This window comes from Streptomyces scabichelini (assembly GCF_011045015.1).
GTDB classification, from domain to species: domain Bacteria; phylum Actinomycetota; class Actinomycetes; order Streptomycetales; family Streptomycetaceae; genus Streptomyces; species Streptomyces scabichelini.
Map to the genome: position 1 here is coordinate 1 of NZ_JAAKZY010000219.1, position 16,619 is coordinate 16,619.

Sequence of the window (16,619 nt, forward strand, 5' to 3'; positions counted from 1 at the left end):
GTGTTCCGCCCCCGCCGCCCTTACCCGTCCCATCCCGGGGCCGGCCCCGGGATGGGACGGGTAAGGGCGGCGGGGGCGGAACACCACAACGCCCGCCCAGCGTCCGGTCGGGGACAAAGGGCGGGCGTCGCGTGTTCCGTACGCCTTTGTACGGGACGTCTGGTGGGCGCCGTCAGACCATCAGCGAGCGGTCCGTCGGGCGGATCGGGGACGGCAGGTCGCTCGCGCCCGTGAGGAAGCGGTCGACCCCACGGGCGGCCGAACGGCCCTCCGCGATGGCCCACACGATGAGGGACTGACCGCGGCCGGCGTCACCGGCGACGTAGACGCCGGGGACGTTGGTCGCGAAGTCCGCGTCACGGGCGACGTTGCCGCGCGCGTCGAGCTCCAGGCCGAACTGCGAGACCAGCCCGTTCTCCTGGTCGGTGCCGGTGAAGCCCATCGCCAGGGTGACCAGCTGCGCCGGGATCTTGCGCTCCGTACCCGGCTTCTGCGTCAGCTTGCCGTCGATGAACTCGACCTCGATGAGGTGCAGCCACTGCACGTTGCCGTCCTCGTCGCCCTCGAAGTGGGTGGTGGACACGGAGTAGATCCGCTCACCGCCCTCCTCGTGCGCGGAGGTGACCTTGTAGAGCATGGGGAAGGTCGGCCAGGGCTGGCCGGCGCTCCGCTCCTCACCCGGACGGGGCATGATCTCCAGCTGCGTGACGGAGGCCGCGCCCTGACGGTGGGCCGTGCCCACGCAGTCCGCGCCCGTGTCGCCGCCACCGATGACCACGACGTGCTTGCCCTCGGCGGTGATCGGAGGCGCCACGTAGTCGCCCTCCTGCACCTTGTTGGCCAGCGGCAGGTACTCCATCGCGAAGTGGATGCCGTTCAGCTCACGCCCGGGGACAGGAAGGTCACGCGAGACAGTCGCACCGGCCGCGATGACCACGGCGTCGTACCGCTTGCGCAGGTCCGTCGCCTTCATGTCGCGGCCGATCTCGATCCCCGTACGGAAGCGGGTACCCTCCGCGCGCATCTGCTCGATACGCCGGTTGATGTGCCGCTTCTCCATCTTGAACTCGGGGATGCCGTACCGGAGGAGGCCGCCGATACGGTCCGCCCGCTCGTACACCGCGACCGTGTGACCGGCGCGCGTGAGCTGCTGCGCGGCGGCCAGGCCGGCCGGGCCCGAGCCGATGACCGCGACCGTCTTGCCGGACAGGCGCTCCGGAATCTGCGGCGCGACATCACCGCTGTCCCACGCCTTGTCGATGATCGAGACCTCGACGTTCTTGATGGTCACGGCGGGCTGGTTGATGCCGAGCACGCACGCCGACTCGCACGGGGCGGGGCACAGACGGCCCGTGAACTCCGGGAAGTTGTTCGTGGCGTGCAGCCGCTCCGACGCGGCGGACCAGTCCTCGCGGTACGCGTAGTCGTTCCACTCGGGGATGAGGTTCCCCAGCGGACAGCCGTTGTGACAGAAGGGGATGCCGCAGTCCATGCAGCGCGAGGCCTGCTTGGAGATGATCGGCAGCAGCGAGCCCGGGACGTAGACCTCGTTCCAGTCCTTGACGCGCTCTTGCACCGGACGGGTCTTGGCGACCTCGCGGCCGTGGTTCAGAAAGCCCTTGGGGTCAGCCATTGATCGCCGCCTCCATCATCTTCTCGGTGATCTCGGTCTCGGAGAGACCGGCCCGCTCGGCGGCGTCCTTGGCGGCGAGCACTGCCTTGTACGTACTGGGGATGATCTTGCTGAAGCGGTCCACCGCCTCGGACCACTCGGCGAGGAGCTTCCGGGCGACGGTGGAGCCGGTCTCCTCCGCGTGCCGGCGCACCACGTCGTGCAGCCACTGCTTGTCGGTGTCGTCCAGCTTCTCGATGGCACCGACGTTGCCGACGTTCACGTTGTCGCGGTTCAGGTCGATCACGTACGCGATGCCGCCCGACATACCGGCCGCGAAGTTGCGGCCCGTCTCGCCGAGGACGACCGCGTGACCGCCGGTCATGTACTCGCAGCCGTGGTCGCCCACGCCCTCGGACACGACCGTCGCGCCGGAGTTGCGGACGCAGAAGCGCTCGCCCGTACGGCCCCGGAGGAACAGCTCGCCGCCGGTCGCGCCGTACGCGATGGTGTTGCCCGCGATCGTCGAGAACTCGGCGAGGTGGTCGGCGCCCCGGTCGGGACGGACGATCACCCGGCCGCCGGACAGGCCCTTGCCGACGTAGTCGTTGGCGTCGCCCTCCAGGCGCAGCGTGACACCGCGCGGCAGGAAGGCGCCGAAGGACTGGCCCGCGGAACCGGTGAAGGTGATGTCGATGGTGTCGTCGGGCAGGCCCGCGCCACCGAACTTCTTCGTCACCTCATGGCCGAGCATGGTGCCGACCGTGCGGTTGATGTTGCGGATCGCGACCTGGGCGCGGACCGGCTGGGCGTCGGTCGCGCTGGACGCGGCCAGGGCGTCGGCGGAGAGCTTGATCAGCTCGTTGTCGAGCGCCTTCTCCAGGCCGTGGTCCTGCGCGATGACCTGGTGGCGCACCGCGCCCTCGGACAGCTCGGGCACGTGGAACAGCGGCTCCAGGTCCAGGCCCTGCGCCTTCCAGTGGTCGATGGCACGGGCGACGTCGAGCGTCTCGGCGTGGCCGACGGCCTCCTCGATGGAGCGGAAGCCCAGCTCGGCGAGGATCTCGCGGACCTCCTCGGCGATGAACTGGAAGAAGTTCACGACGTACTCGGCCTTGCCGGTGAACCGGTCCCGCAGGGTCGGGTTCTGCGTGGCAATGCCGACCGGGCAGGTGTCGAGGTGGCAGACGCGCATCATGACGCAGCCGGAGACGACGAGCGGCGCGGTCGCGAAACCGAACTCCTCGGCGCCGAGCAGCGCGGCGATGACGACGTCACGGCCGGTCTTCAGCTGACCGTCCGTCTGGACGACGATCCGGTCCCGCAGGCCGTTGAGCAGCAGTGTCTGCTGGGTCTCGGCGAGGCCGAGCTCCCAGGGACCACCGGCGTGCTTCAGAGACGTAAGGGGAGAAGCACCCGTACCACCGTCGTGACCCGAGATCAGTACGACGTCCGCGTGAGCCTTGGAGACACCCGCAGCGACCGTGCCGACGCCGACCTCCGAGACCAGCTTCACGTGAATCCGCGCCTGCGGGTTCGCGTTCTTCAGGTCGTGGATCAGCTGGGCCAGGTCCTCGATGGAGTAGATGTCGTGGTGCGGCGGCGGGGAGATCAGGCCGACACCCGGCGTGGAGTGACGGGTCTTGGCCACCCACGGGTAGACCTTGTGGCCGGGCAGCTGGCCGCCCTCGCCGGGCTTGGCGCCCTGAGCCATCTTGATCTGGATGTCGTCGGCGTTGACCAGGTACTCGGACGTGACACCGAAGCGGCCGGAGGCGACCTGCTTGATCGACGAACGGCGCGCCGGGTCGTACAGCCGGTCCGCGTCCTCGCCGCCCTCACCGGTGTTGGACTTGCCGCCCAGCTGGTTCATCGCGATGGCGAGTGTCTCGTGCGCTTCCTTCGAGATGGAGCCGTACGACATGGCGCCGGTGGAGAAGCGCTTGACGATCTCGCTCGCCGGCTCGACCTCGTCGATGGAGATCGGCTCGCGGTCCGACTTGAAGCCGAACAGGCCGCGCAGGGTCATCAGCCGCTCGGACTGCTCGTTCACGCGGTCCGTGTACTTCTTGAAGATGTCGTAGCTGCCGCTGCGCGTCGAGTGCTGGAGGCGGAACACCGTCTCCGGGTCGAACAGGTGCGGCTCGCCCTCGCGGCGCCACTGGTACTCGCCGCCTATGTCGAGGGCACGGTGCGCGGGCGCGATGCCGCTCGCCGGGTACGCCTTCGCGTGGCGGGCGGCGACCTCCTTGGCGATGACGTCGATGCCGACGCCGCCGATCTTGGTGGCGGTGCCGTTGAAGTACTTCTCGACGAAGGCCTGGTCGAGGCCGACGGCCTCGAAGACCTGGGCGCCGCGGTAGGAGGCGACGGTCGAGATGCCCATCTTGGACATGACCTTCAGGACGCCCTTGCCGAGGGCGTATATCAGGTTGCGGATGGCCTGCTCGGGCTCGATGCCGGGCAGGAACGTCCCTGCGCGGACGAGGTCCTCGACGGACTCCATCGCCAGGTACGGGTTCACGGCCGCGGCACCGTAGCCGATGAGCAGGGCGACGTGGTGGACCTCGCGGACGTCACCGGCCTCGACGAGCAGGCCCACCTGGGTGCGCTGCTTCGTACGGATGAGGTGGTGGTGGACGGCCGCGGTGAGCAGCAGCGACGGGATCGGCGCGTGCTCGGCGTCGGAGTGCCGGTCCGAGAGGACGATCAGGCGGGCGCCGTTCTCTATGGCGGCGTCGGCCTCGGTGCAGATCTCCTCGATACGGGCCGCGAGGGCGTCGCCGCCACCGCCGACCCGGTAGAGACCCGACAGCGTCGCGGCCTTCATGCCCGGCATGTCGCCGTCGGCGTTGATGTGGATGAGCTTGGCCAGCTCGTCGTTGTCGATCACCGGGAAGGGCAGGGTGACCGAGCGGCACGAAGCGGCCGTCGGCTCGAGGAGGTTGCCCGCGGGACCGAGGGACGAGCGCAGGGAGGTGACGAGCTCCTCGCGGATCGCGTCCAGCGGCGGGTTGGTGACCTGCGCGAACAGCTGGGTGAAGTAGTCGAAGAGCAGCCGCGGGCGCTCGGACAGCGCCGCGATCGGCGAGTCCGTGCCCATGGAGCCCAGCGGCTCACCGGCGGTCTTGGCCATCGGCGCGAGGATGACGCGCAGCTCCTCCTCGGTGTAGCCGAAGGTCTGCTGGCGGCGGGTGACCGAGGCGTGGGTGTGCACGATGTGCTCGCGCTCGGGCAGGTCGGAGAGCTCGATCTCGCCGGCTTCCAGCCAGTCCGCGTACGGCTTCTCGGCGGCGAGCTCGGCCTTGATCTCGTCGTCCTCGATGATGCGGTGCTCGGCGGTGTCCACGAGGAACATCCGGCCGGGCTGCAGACGGCCCTTGCGGACGACCTTCGCCGGGTCGATGTCGAGGACGCCGACCTCGGAGCCGAGGACGACGAGGCCGTCGTCGGTGACCCAGTAACGGCCGGGACGCAGGCCGTTGCGGTCGAGGACCGCGCCGACCTGGGTGCCGTCGGTGAAGGTGACACAGGCCGGGCCGTCCCAGGGCTCCATCATCGTGGCGTGGAACTGGTAGAAGGCGCGCCGGTCCGGGTCCATGGAGTCGTGGTTCTCCCACGCCTCCGGGATCATCATCAGCACGGAGTGCGGCAGCGAACGGCCGCCCAGGTGCAGGAGTTCGAGCACCTCGTCGAAGGACGCGGAGTCGGACGCCTCCGGCGTACAGATCGGGAAGATCCGGTCCAGCTTCTCCTGGCCGCCGAAGAGGTCGGAGACCAGCTGCGACTCACGGGCGCGCATCCAGTTGCGGTTGCCCATCACCGTGTTGATCTCGCCGTTGTGCGCGACGAAGCGGTACGGGTGGGCGAGCGGCCAGCTCGGGAAGGTGTTCGTGGAGAACCGGGAGTGCACGAGCGCGATCGCGGAGGCGAAGCGGCGGTCGGACAGGTCCGGGAAGAAGGGCTCCAGCTGGCCGGTGGTCAGCATGCCCTTGTAGACGATGGTGCGGGCGGAGAGCGACGGGAAGTACACGTCGGCCTCGCGCTCGGCGCGCTTGCGCAGCACGAACGCCTTGCGGTCGAGGTCGATGCCGCTGCTGGCGCCGTCGGTCACGAAGATCTGGCGGAAGGCGGGCATCGTGGAGCGGGCGGTGGCGCCGAGGAGTTCGGGGGCGACCGGGACGTCGCGCCAGCCGAGGACGGTCAGGCCCTCGTCCGCGGCGATCGCGTCGATCCGCGAGACGGCGTCCTCGTTCCCGCCCTCCGGCAGGAAGGCGATACCGACGGCATACGCACCGGCCTCGGGCAGCTCGAATCCGGCCACCTCACGGAAGAAGGCGTCCGGCACCTGGGACAGGATGCCCGCGCCGTCACCCGAGTCGGGCTCGGAGCCGGTGGCACCGCGGTGCTCCAGGTTGCGCAGAACCGTGAGCGCCTGCTCGACCAGCGCGTGGCTCGCCTCGCCGGTGAGGGTCGCCACGAAGCCGACGCCACAGGCGTCGTGCTCGTTGCGGGGGTCGTACATACCCTGCGCAGCAGGGCGAGCATCCATGAAGGACCAGTTCTGGCCATTCGCGGAATGCTGGGACGGCTGGCGCGGCGTACGCATCGGCTCTCCCGTCGTCGTCATGTGGCATATGCAGATTGCCGAGGGACGACGTTGGCCCTCTGCTGAGATCAAAATTTCGTGCAGGTTACATGATGGAGCGGTTCTCGGGAACCGGATACCGCGTTCCAACATGCGGACACCGCAGGTCGCGGTGGGAGTACCGCTCGTGGCGGTGAAATAAGGGGGCCTACGGGGACAGATCCTGCCCGTCGGCCCGGTTACGAAGCGGGCAACGTCGCCCACCACGCTGGGTGCGGAGCAGGCTTCATTGCCCGCAGCGCTTACGGCTCATGCCCAGTGGTTAAGGAATCGAAACCGCCGAGTAACAGCTACTTATGCAGTCCCTTGCATAGAACCCTCAGCCGATCCATCATACGGCCGCACCGAACAGACTGCCCAGGGCGTACGTCACACCCGCCGCGGCCCCACCGAGCGCGAGCTGCCGCAGCCCGCTGTACCACCAGGTCCGCGCGGTCACCCTGGCCACGACCGCCCCGCAGGCGAAGAGCCCGAGCAGCGCCAGCAGCACCGCCGGCCAGAGCGCGGTCGCGCCCAGCAGATACGGGAGTACGGGCAGCAGGGCGCCCAGGGCGAACGAGCCGAAGGAGGAGGCCGCCGCGACGGTCGGCGAGGGCAGGTCGCCGGGGTCGATGCCCAGCTCCTCACGCGCATGGATCTCTAGCGCCTGCTCGGGATCCTTCGACAGCTGCCTGGCCACCTCGCGGGCGAGCCCGGGGGTGACGCCCCGGCGTTCGTACAGCTCGGCCAGCTCGCGCTCCTCGTCCTTGGGGTACTTGCGCAACTCCCTTCGCTCCACGTCGAGTTCGGCCTCGACGAGTTCGCGCTGCGAGGCTACGGAGGTGTACTCGCCCGCGGCCATGGAGAAGGCGCCGGCGGCCAGGCCCGCGAGGCCGGTGAGGACGACGGTCTGGTGGGACACGGCCCCTCCCGCCACACCGGTCATCAGCGCCAGATTGGAGACGAGACCGTCCATCGCACCGAAGACCGCGGGGCGCAGCCAGCCACCGGTGACGTCCCGGTGGGTGTGGTTGTCACGGTGCGCGCCGTGCAGGCTCGCTTCGGTCTCGATGATGGCCACGGCCGGTCCCCCAGGGAGCTTCGATTGGATTGATTCCACTTTTCGACAACACCCAAAGTACGCCTCGAATTTCGCCCCCGCCAGCAAGGAAGGCCGTACTTACCTGCGCTTTTGCTCCTTCACCGAACACACGAAGGGGGCGCCCCGAACCTTGGGGCGCCCCCTTCGACGTACAAGCCGACGTCAGGTCTTCTTGGCCGACTCGGCCTCGTCCTTCGTGTCGGAAGAGGCCGAGGATGCCGAGGATGCGGAGGACTTGAGCTCTTTGGACTCCTCCTTGGATTCCTTGGGCTCTTCCTTGGGCTCCGCTTCGGTCTCCTTGCCGGAGGCGTCGGTGTCGTCCTCCGAACCGTCGGGGGCGCCGGGCTCGACGACCTCTTCCCGTCCCGGCCGCCGCTTGGCCGACAGGACGAAGTAGATGACGGCGAGGACGAAGACCACCATCGCGGTCCAGTTGTTCAGGCGCAGCCCGAGGAACTCGTGGGCCTCGTCGATGCGCATGTACTCGATCCAGAACCGGCCTACGCAGTACGCGGCGACGTACAGCGCGAACGCCCGCCCGTGCCCGAGCTTGAAGCGCCGGTCGGCCCAGATCACGAGCAGCGCGACGCCGATGCACCACAGCGACTCGTAGAGGAACATCGGGTGGTACGTGCCAGGAATGCGCCCGTCGTCCGAGGACGTGATCTTCAGCGCCCAGGGCAGATCCGTGGCCCGCCCGTACAGCTCCTGGTTGAACCAGTTGCCCCAGCGACCCACTGCCTGCGCGAGGGCGATGCCCGGCGCGAGGGCGTCGGCCCACGCGGGCAACGGAATCCCGCGCCGACGGCACCCGATCCAGGCCCCGAGCCCGCCCATCGCGATGGCGCCCCAGATCCCGAGGCCGCCCTCCCAGATCTTGAAGGCGTTGACCCAGTTCTCGCCCTCGCTGAAGTACAGCTGGTAGTCCGTGATGACGTGATACAGCCGTCCGCCGACGAGACCGAACGGCACCGCCCACACGGCGATGTCGGCCACGGTGCCGGGCCGGCCTCCGCGGGCGATCCACCGTTTGTTTCCGAGCCAGACGGCCAGAAAGACGCCGGCGATGATGCAGAACGCGTAGCCGCGCAGCGGAATGGGGCCGAGCTCAACCACACCGCGCGACGGGCTGGGGATATAGGCAAGTTCCATGGCAGGGACGACGCTACCCTGCCGGGCGGGAAGCGCGGCAACCCGCCCGGGCTACGGCTCCATAACGAGCCACGGGACACGGGTCCTGGCTCGCGGCGGTGCTACCCCTTGGCCTTGGCCGCCTCCTGGACCATCTGCTTCAGCTTCGCCGGGGTCATCGCCCGGTCCTGGTAGATGTTCTTGCCGTTGAGCAGCACGGTCGGCGTGCCCTGGAAGCCGCCGCTCTGGAAGGCCTTGTTGGACTTGGCGACCCAGCTGTCGTGCGTGCCGCCCTCGACGCACTTCCGGAACGTGGGGGTGTCGAGTCCGTCGACCGTGCGCGCCAGCTCGATGAGCCTGGTGTTCTCCGCGAAGTTGTCGTCCGTCTCCGGGGGCTGGTTCTTGAACAGCACGTCGTGGTACTCGGTGAACTTCCCGGAGTTCTGGGCGCACGCCGCGGCGTTGGCGGCACGCAGGGAGCCACTGCCGCCCATGTTCCCGTCGATCAGCGTGGCGAGGTGGTACTCGACCTTCAGCTGTCCGGAGTTCGTCAGCGCGTGGATCGTCGTGCGATACGCGTCCTCGAAGCTCTTGCAGGCCGGGCAGCGGAAGTCCTCCCACACGGTGAGGGTCGACCTGGCGCTCTCCTTGCCGACGGGGATGGCGGGTCTGTCGTCGCCGTTCGCCCCCGAGGGCGACGTGACCGGCCCCGCCGTATCCGATGTGTCCTTGTCGGCGTTCGCCGCCAGTACGCCGATCACCCCTGCCAGGGCCAGTACGCAGATGACGGCGAAGCCCACGATCAGCGCTCTGCGGCGCTTCTCTCCGGCCTTCTGCTTCTCTCGCTCGATCGCCAGCCGCTCGCGGGCGGTGCGCTTTGCCTCACGGTTCTTCTCGCTCACGTCCGGCAGAACGAACCGGGGAGGCACAGCGCGCCTCCCCGGTCCCAGGTCCACCCGTTCGAGTGAGCGGATTGTCCCTTACGTACCTGAACGAACTGGCACGTACCTGAACAGACCGCCTGTCACACCGCCCCGCGGACGCCCTTCGCGAGGTCCGAGGCAAGCGTGCGTACGGCCTCCAGGGCCGCCGCCTCGTCCGGCGCGTCCAGCATGCGCTTCACGAAGGCCGAGCCGACGATGACGCCGTCGGCGAAACCGGCGACCTCGGCGGCCTGTTCGGCGTTCGAGACGCCGAGCCCGACACAGACCGGCAGGTCCGTGGTGGCCTTGGTGCGCCGGACGAGGTCCTGCGCCTGCGCGCCCACCGACTCGCGGGTGCCCGTGACGCCCATCAGGGAGGCCGCGTACACGAATCCGGAGCCCGCCGCGGTGATCTGGGCGAGCCGGGCGTCCTTGCTGCTGGGCGCGACGACGAAGACGGTCGCGAGGTGGTGCTTCTCGGCGTGCTCCCTCCACAGCGCGGACTCCTGCACCGGGAGGTCGGGCAGGATGCACCCGGCGCCGCCCGCCTCCGCCAGCTCGGCGGTGAAGCGCTCGACGCCGTAGCGGTCGATCGGATTCCAGTACGTCATGATGAGCACCGGCTTCCCGGTCGCCTCGTACGCCTCGCGGACCGTGCGCATCACGTCCGCGATCTTGACTCCGCCGCGCAGCGCGATGTCGTCGGCGGTCTGGATGACCGGGCCGTCGAGGACGGGGTCGCTGTGCGGCAGCCCGACCTCGACGACGTCGGCGCCTCCGTCGAAGACGGCCTTGATGGCGTCGATCCCGCCGTCGACGGTCGGGAAGCCGGCCGGCAGGTACGCGATGAGGGCGGACCGGCCCTCTGCCTTGGCCGCGGCGAGGGTGTCGCTCAACAGCTGGATGTTGCCGCTCACTTGGCGTCCCCCTCGATCTCGGCGGTGTCGCTGTCGGCGTCCGCGGCGACCGCCGCGTCCGTGTCGTACAGGCCGAAGTAGCGGGCGGCCGTGTCCATGTCCTTGTCGCCGCGCCCGGACAGGTTGACGATGATCAGCCCGTCCTTGCCCAGTTCCTTGCCCACATCCAGAGCGCCCGCGAGCGCGTGGGCGCTCTCGATGGCCGGGATGATGCCCTCCGTGCGGGACAGCAGGTGCAGGGCCTGCATGGCCGCGTCGTCGGTGACGGCCCGGTATTCGCCGCGGCCGCTGTCCTTGAGGTAGGAGTGCTCGGGGCCGATGCCCGGGTAGTCGAGGCCGGCCGAGATCGAGTACGGCTCGGTGATCTGGCCTTCCTCGTCCTGGAGGACGTAACTCCTCGAACCGTGCAGGATGCCCGGCTCACCGGCGGTGAGGGTGGCCGCGTGCTCGCCGGTCTCGACGCCGTGGCCGGCCGGCTCGCAGCCGATGAGGCGTACGGCCGTGTCCGGGATGAAGGCGTGGAAGAGGCCGATGGCGTTCGAGCCGCCGCCGACGCAGGCGATGGCGGCGTCGGGGAGGCGTCCGGCACGCTCCAGGAGCTGCCGCCGGGCCTCGACGCCGATGACGCGGTGGAAGTCGCGGACCATGGCCGGGAACGGGTGCGGCCCGGCGACGGTCCCGAACAGGTAGTGAGTGTGCTCGACGTTGGCGACCCAGTCGCGGAACGCCTCGTTGATGGCGTCCTTGAGGGTGCGGCTGCCGGACTTCACGGCGATGACCTCGGCGCCGAGCATGCGCATGCGGGCGACGTTGAGGGCCTGCCTCTTGGTGTCGATCTCGCCCATGTAGATGGTGCACTCGAGGCCGAAGAGGGCGCAGGCGGTGGCGGTCGCGACGCCGTGCTGGCCGGCTCCGGTCTCGGCGATGACGCGGGTCTTGCCCATGCGCTTGGTGAGCAGGGCCTGGCCGAGCACGTTGTTGATCTTGTGCGAGCCGGTGTGGTTCAGGTCCTCCCGCTTGAGGAAGATCCGGGCGCCGCCGGCGTGCTCGGCGAAGCGGGACACCTCGGTCAGCGCACTGGGCCGACCGGTGTAGTTGACGAGCAGATCGTCGAGTTCACGCGCGAACTCGGGGTCGGCCTTCGCCTTGTCGTACTCCACGGCGACCTCGTCCACGGCGGCGACGAGCGCCTCCGGGATGAACTTGCCGCCGAACACGCCGAAGTACCCCTCGGCACTGGGAATCTGACCCTCCGGGTCAGGGATGAAGAACTCGCTGGGCATGCGGTTACCTCGCAGGGGCGTGGGCCCCGGTCACAGATTCGGATGACGGTCACGGTGTGCGCGCGTGCGCCGTCAGAGGTGCCCGCCGAGTCACGACTCGAGCGGAGCCCCACCGGCGGCGAAGGCGCGCGGGCGCCGACGCCATCGCATCCCGTTGACCTGGCCGGGCTCGTCGCCGATGACGTAGCGAACCCGGCGCCCGTGCACCCGCCGGGCGGGCGCACGGCAGCCGCGCGGGCGGCAGCCACGGGCGAGGCGGGCGTAGGGGTCGCGCGGCGCCGAGGGAGCCGCGGCGGCCGACCGTACGCACGCCGGACCACCGTCGGGGCGGGAGCCCGGACGGGTGGTGGCGAGGGTGCGGTCGGCGTACATCCGAAGGTCAGCTCCGTCCGTGCCGCAGCGCGGGGTGTGCGCCCGCGGCGACCAGGTCGGAGACCGCCGCCTTCGGGTCGCGGCCGGTGACCAGCGACTCGCCGACCAGTACCGCGTCGGCTCCGGCGTTGGCGTAGGCGATGAGGTCATGGGGGCCGCGGACACCGGACTCGGCGACCTTGACGATGCTGTCCGGGACCTCGGGGGCGACGCGGTCGAACGTCGCACGGTCGACCTTCAGCGTCTTCAGGTCACGCGCGTTGACGCCGATGACCTTCGCTCCGGCGTCCACCGCCCGCTCGACCTCGTCCTCGTCGTGCACCTCGACGAGCGGCGTGAGCCCGATGGACTCGGCGCGCTCGATGAGGGACTCCAGGGCGGGCTGGTCGAGGGCCGCGACGATCAGCAGGGCCAGATCGGCGCCGTACGCCCGGGCCTCCCACAGCTGGTACGACGTGACGATGAAGTCCTTGCGCAGCACCGGGATGTCCACGCGGGCGCGGACCGCCTCCAGGTCGGCCAGCGAACCGCCGAAGCGGCGCTGCTCGGTCAGCACCGAGATCACCGCCGCGCCGCCCGCCTCGTAGTCCGCCGCAAGACCCGCCGGGTCGGCGATCGCGGCGAGCGCGCCCTTGGACGGGCTGGACCGCTTCACCTCGCAGATGACCTTGACGCCGTCACCGCGCAGGGCGGCCACGCCGTCCTTGGCCGCCGGAGCCTTCGCCGCACGCTCCTTGAGCTCGTCGAGGCTGACGCGCGCCTGCCGCTCCGCGAGGTCGGCACGGACTCCGTCGATGATCTCGTCGAGCACACTCACGCGAGCGGCCCCCTTCCTGACGGTGGACGGTTGAAGCGGTTGATCCGTTGAGCAGCCGCGCAGTCGAGCAGTCGTGCAGTGTTCTGCGGTTCCGACCGCATCAGACGAAACCGATGGTCACTGCGATGGTATCCGCAGGAGGGCGTAGCCCTCGCATCCGGTTGACTCCGGTCCCACTACCTGGACATTCACCAGTTGATCAAGGGTGGAGCCAGCCACCGAACGGCAGGTTCCGGACAACGGTGAAGACCAGGAGCAACGCGCCGAGGCCCCACAGCTGGACGCGACCCAGATCGATGCGGAGCGGGCGCCCCCGGACCGAGCGGACCGCCCAGACGGTCCACACCACCGCGAACACGAAGTAGCCGGCGACCGCGAGCGCGTTGGCCCCGAGCGCCGCCGCGAAGTCCCCGTGCACGAAGGCGTGCGCGCTGCGCAGTCCGCCGCAGCCGGGGCAGTACACGCCGGTGTACTGGAGCAGCGGACAGGCGGGGTAGTGCCCGGGCTCGTTCGGATCGACGGCGGCGACGTACGCGAAGGCCCCGGCGACGGCCGCGAGTACACCGCCGGGCACGGCGAGCCGCCGTACCACTGATCCGGGAGGGGACGTCACCCTCTGCGTTTCGGTGTCCACCCGACGCATTCTGCCTCGCGCACGGGAAAAAGTGCACAGAAAAAGGCGGCCCCGGGCTGGAAGCCGGGGCCGCCTCCCTCGACGCGTCGACGCGGTGGGGGTCCCCCCGCTCGAGCGAAGCCGAGAGTGGGGGAGGATCAGCTCTAGGCGGAGGCGACCCGCTTGTCGGAGGTCGTCTCCTCCTCGGCGGAGGCCACCTCGTGGGCCGGGTGGGTGGACTTCGGCTGGCCGAGGCCCGCCGCGCTCATGGCCATGCCGACCACACCGCCGAGGGCGACGATGACCAGACCGGCCCAGAAGCCCAGCGGGTTGGCCAGCACCATGAAGGCACCCGAGACGCAGAAACCGATGAAGGCGATGATGACACCGGTCCAGGCGGCCGGGGTGTGACCGTGGTGGTTGCCCGCCATGACTTGCTCCTCGTTGCTGATTGTGTGTGCCTGTGTGGTGAGTCGGACGCTCAAGACCATTGTCCCGTACGCACGCGTACGCCGTGAGCGGGGGTCCTGCTTCAGGCGCCTGTCCGCACCCCGGAGGGCTACGCTCCGGTCGGGTCCTCGCCCCGGTCCAGCGCCTTCCACATCTCCTCGGGCCGGTCCGGGTCCGCGGCGGGCCTGGCCTTGCGGGGCCGGGGGGTGCCGTCCCGCTCGTACCGGCCCGACATGGCAGGCCACAGGCGTCCGTACCGCAGCGCCAGCAGGCCCGCGAGCAGGAGCAGCAGACCGCCCGCCGCGGCGACGTACGGCCAGACGGTGTGGCTCATGGAGTCGACGGTCGCCGCGGTGTCGCCGGAGGCCTGCGCGGCCTTGTCGTCGAGCGCGGAGCTGTCGGAGGCGCCGAGGAGGGCCGCGGCCACGGTGCCCGCGCCGGAGAGCGCGAGGAGCCCGGCGACCAGGAAGCGGCCGGCACGGCGTACGGCGAAGACGGCGACCAGGGCGGCGAGGCCCACTATGGCCAGCGACGCGGGCACGCCCGTGACGTCGCTGCCCGTGGCACTCAGCGGGAAGTCGCCGCCGGCCACCGTCGCGGTGCCCTCCGACCAGCCCTGCCGCGAGGCGAGCAGCGCCACGGCCGCGCCGAGCGCGCCGCAGAGCAGGGCCACGGCGAGGCTTCGGCGGCCGGACCGGGCGGGTCCGGAGGCTTCGTATCGGGGGTGAGGTACAGCAGTCACAAACCCCACTATCGCCTGAACCCCGGGCGAACCGTCACCCGGGGGTCACGTGACACGCGTCCTACTGACCGGACTGGCGCCCGGACTGGCGGCCCAGTCGGTTCGCCGTGTGCACCGCGCGCAGCACCGCCGCCGCCTTGTTGCGGCACTCGTCGTCCTCCGCCACGGGGTTCGAGTCGGCGACGACCCCGGCGCCGGCCTGCACGTACGCCGTGCCGTCCCGCAGCAGGGCCGTACGGATGGCGATGGCGGTGTCGGAGTCGCCCGCGAAGTCGAGGTAGCCGACGCAGCCGCCGTACACGCCGCGGCGGCTCGGCTCCAGTTCGTCGATGATCTGCATCGCGCGGGGCTTGGGGGCGCCGGAGAGGGTGCCCGCGGGGAAGCAGGCGGTCAGGACGTCGAAGGCCGTACGGCCTCCCGCGACCTTGCCGGTCACCGTCGACACGATGTGCATGACGTGCGAGTACCGCTCGATGGACATGAAGTCGACGACCTCGACGGAGCCCGGTTCGCAGACGCGGCCCAGGTCGTTGCGTCCCAGGTCGACGAGCATCAGGTGCTCGGCGCGTTCCTTGGGGTCGGCGAGGAGTTCGTCGGCGAGGGCCTGGTCCTCCTGCGGGGTGGCGCCGCGCGGCCGCGTACCGGCGATGGGGTGCACCATCGCGTGACCGTCCTCGACCTTGACGAGGGCCTCCGGGGAGGAGCCCACGACGTCGAAGCCGTCGAAGCGGAAGAGGTACATGTACGGCGACGGGTTCGTGGCCCGCAGCACGCGGTAGACGTCCAACGCGCTTGCCGTGCAAGGGGTTTCGAAGCGCTGCGACGGGACGACCTGGAAGGCCTCCCCGGCCCGGATGCGCTCCTTGATGTCCTCGACGGCGTCCTGGTAGTCGGGGCCGCCCCACAGAGCGGTGTACTCGGGGAGCTCGGAGGGCGGGAGCGCGGCCGGGGGCTGGGAGACCGCGCGCGACAGGTCCGCCTCCATGGCGTCCAGGCGCGCGACGGCGCCCGCGTAGGCCTCGTCGACGCCCGTGTCGAGGTCGTTGTGGTTGATCGCGTTGGCGATCAGCAGGACCGTGCCGTCCCAGTGGTCGAGGACCGCGAGGTCGCTGGTGAGCAGCATGGTCAGCTCGGGAAGTTTCAGGTCGTCGCGCTCGCCGGGGCCGATCTTCTCCAGGCGGCGCACGATGTCGTAGCCGAGATAGCCGACCATGCCGCCGGTGAACGGGGGCAGTCCGCTGTCGTGGACGAGGTCGTGCGGGGTGTGCAGCGCCTCGACGGTGGCGCGCAGGGCGGCGAGCGGGTCGCCGTCGAGGGGGACGCCGACCGGGGGCGAGCCGAGCCAGTGCGCCTGGCCGTCGCGCTCGGTCAGGGTCGCGTGGCTTCGGACACCCACGAACGAATAGCGGGACCACGAGCGCCCGTTCTCGGCGGACTCCAGCAGGAAGGTGCCGGGCCGCTCGGCGGCGAGCTTGCGGTAGAGCGCGACGGGTGTGTCGCCGTCCACGAGGAGCTTGCGGCTGACGGGGATGACACGCCGGTCGGTGGCCAGCTTGCGGAACGTCTCAAGGTCCATGGCGGCTGACCCTACTGACCTGGGGACGGTACGTCGGACACGGCGTCCTCGAGCGGGCCGTCGGCCATCAGGACATCGGCGTCGAAGCAGGTGCGCTCGCCCGTGTGGCAGGCGGCGCCCACCTGGTCGACCTTGACCAGGACGACGTCGGCGTCGCAGTCCAGGGCGACGGACTTGACGTACTGGACGTGCCCGGAGGTGTCGCCCTTGACCCAGTACTCCTCGCGGCTGCGCGACCAGTAGGTGCAGCGGCCCGTGGTCAGCGTGCGGTGCAGCGCCTCGTCGTCCATCCAGCCCAGCATCAGCACCTCTCCGGTGTCGTACTGCTGGGCGATCGCGGGTACGAGCCCGTCGGCGCTGCGCTTCAGGCGTGCGGCGATGGCGGGATCAAGGCGACTGGATGGAGAACCGTGGCGCGAAGCGCCTCGATGAGGGGCGGTGGTCGGGTGACGGG

14 protein-coding genes are annotated in these 16,619 nt (G+C 70.1%); all 14 read right to left on the bottom strand.

From position 1 onward, the window contains the following. Nucleotides 1–172: 172 nt before the first annotated feature. A complete protein-coding gene (locus G5C60_RS41435) occupies nucleotides 173–1,633 on the bottom strand; it encodes a glutamate synthase subunit beta (RefSeq protein ID WP_165267741.1) in 1,461 nt (486 codons plus the stop codon). Then, nucleotides 1,626–6,221 (bottom strand): glutamate synthase large subunit, encoded by a 4,596-nt coding sequence (gltB, locus tag G5C60_RS41440; protein ID WP_165267765.1) that lies wholly within the window; start codon nucleotides 6,219–6,221, stop codon nucleotides 1,626–1,628. The genes G5C60_RS41435 and gltB overlap by 8 nt, the downstream gene beginning before the upstream one ends. 370 nt (nucleotides 6,222–6,591) lie before the next feature. Then, nucleotides 6,592–7,320 carry a VIT1/CCC1 transporter family protein gene (locus G5C60_RS41445; protein ID WP_165267743.1) on the bottom strand — a complete coding sequence of 243 codons (729 nt, stop codon included), beginning with the start codon at nucleotides 7,318–7,320 and terminating at the stop codon, nucleotides 6,592–6,594. A 183-nt stretch (nucleotides 7,321–7,503) separates the two neighbouring features. After that, a complete protein-coding gene (lgt, locus tag G5C60_RS41450; RefSeq protein WP_165267745.1) occupies nucleotides 7,504–8,493 on the bottom strand; it encodes a prolipoprotein diacylglyceryl transferase in 990 nt (329 codons plus the stop codon). 101 nt (nucleotides 8,494–8,594) lie between these two features. Next, nucleotides 8,595–9,374, bottom strand: coding sequence for a thioredoxin domain-containing protein (locus tag G5C60_RS41455; protein WP_165267747.1), 780 nt, complete (start codon nucleotides 9,372–9,374; stop codon nucleotides 8,595–8,597). A 122-nt stretch (nucleotides 9,375–9,496) separates the two neighbouring features. Further along, nucleotides 9,497–10,312, bottom strand: a complete 816-nt coding sequence (trpA, locus tag G5C60_RS41460; protein ID WP_165267749.1) for a tryptophan synthase subunit alpha — start codon at nucleotides 10,310–10,312, stop codon at nucleotides 9,497–9,499. After that, the gene (gene trpB / locus G5C60_RS41465; RefSeq protein WP_165267751.1) at nucleotides 10,309–11,595 is read right to left on the bottom strand and encodes a tryptophan synthase subunit beta; all 1,287 of its coding nucleotides are present in this window, start codon (nucleotides 11,593–11,595) and stop codon (nucleotides 10,309–10,311) included. The genes trpA and trpB overlap by 4 nt, the downstream gene beginning before the upstream one ends. 90 nt (nucleotides 11,596–11,685) lie before the next feature. Then, nucleotides 11,686–11,967 carry a tryptophan biosynthesis modulator TrpM gene (gene trpM / locus G5C60_RS41470; RefSeq protein WP_165267753.1) on the bottom strand — a complete coding sequence of 94 codons (282 nt, stop codon included), beginning with the start codon at nucleotides 11,965–11,967 and terminating at the stop codon, nucleotides 11,686–11,688. Nucleotides 11,968–11,974: 7 nt separating this feature from the next. Then, complete coding sequence (gene trpC, locus G5C60_RS41475; protein WP_165267755.1) at nucleotides 11,975–12,784, bottom strand: indole-3-glycerol phosphate synthase TrpC; 810 nt, start codon at nucleotides 12,782–12,784, stop codon at nucleotides 11,975–11,977. A gap of 199 nt (nucleotides 12,785–12,983) precedes the next feature. Continuing rightward, complete coding sequence (locus G5C60_RS41480; RefSeq protein ID WP_165267757.1) at nucleotides 12,984–13,427, bottom strand: DUF2752 domain-containing protein; 444 nt, start codon at nucleotides 13,425–13,427, stop codon at nucleotides 12,984–12,986. Nucleotides 13,428–13,561: 134 nt separating this feature from the next. Next, nucleotides 13,562–13,828 (bottom strand): HGxxPAAW family protein, encoded by a 267-nt coding sequence (locus G5C60_RS41485; RefSeq protein ID WP_165267759.1) that lies wholly within the window; start codon nucleotides 13,826–13,828, stop codon nucleotides 13,562–13,564. A gap of 128 nt (nucleotides 13,829–13,956) precedes the next feature. Then, nucleotides 13,957–14,598 carry a TIGR02234 family membrane protein gene (locus G5C60_RS41490; RefSeq protein ID WP_165267761.1) on the bottom strand — a complete coding sequence of 214 codons (642 nt, stop codon included), beginning with the start codon at nucleotides 14,596–14,598 and terminating at the stop codon, nucleotides 13,957–13,959. 52 nt (nucleotides 14,599–14,650) lie between these two features. Further along, nucleotides 14,651–16,165 (bottom strand): anthranilate synthase component I, encoded by a 1,515-nt coding sequence (locus G5C60_RS41495; RefSeq protein WP_165267763.1) that lies wholly within the window; start codon nucleotides 16,163–16,165, stop codon nucleotides 14,651–14,653. A gap of 11 nt (nucleotides 16,166–16,176) precedes the next feature. Next, entirely contained in the window at nucleotides 16,177–16,545 is a 369-nt protein-coding gene (hisI, locus tag G5C60_RS41500; protein WP_165267767.1) for a phosphoribosyl-AMP cyclohydrolase, read from the bottom strand. Between the last annotated feature and the right edge of the window lie 74 nt (nucleotides 16,546–16,619).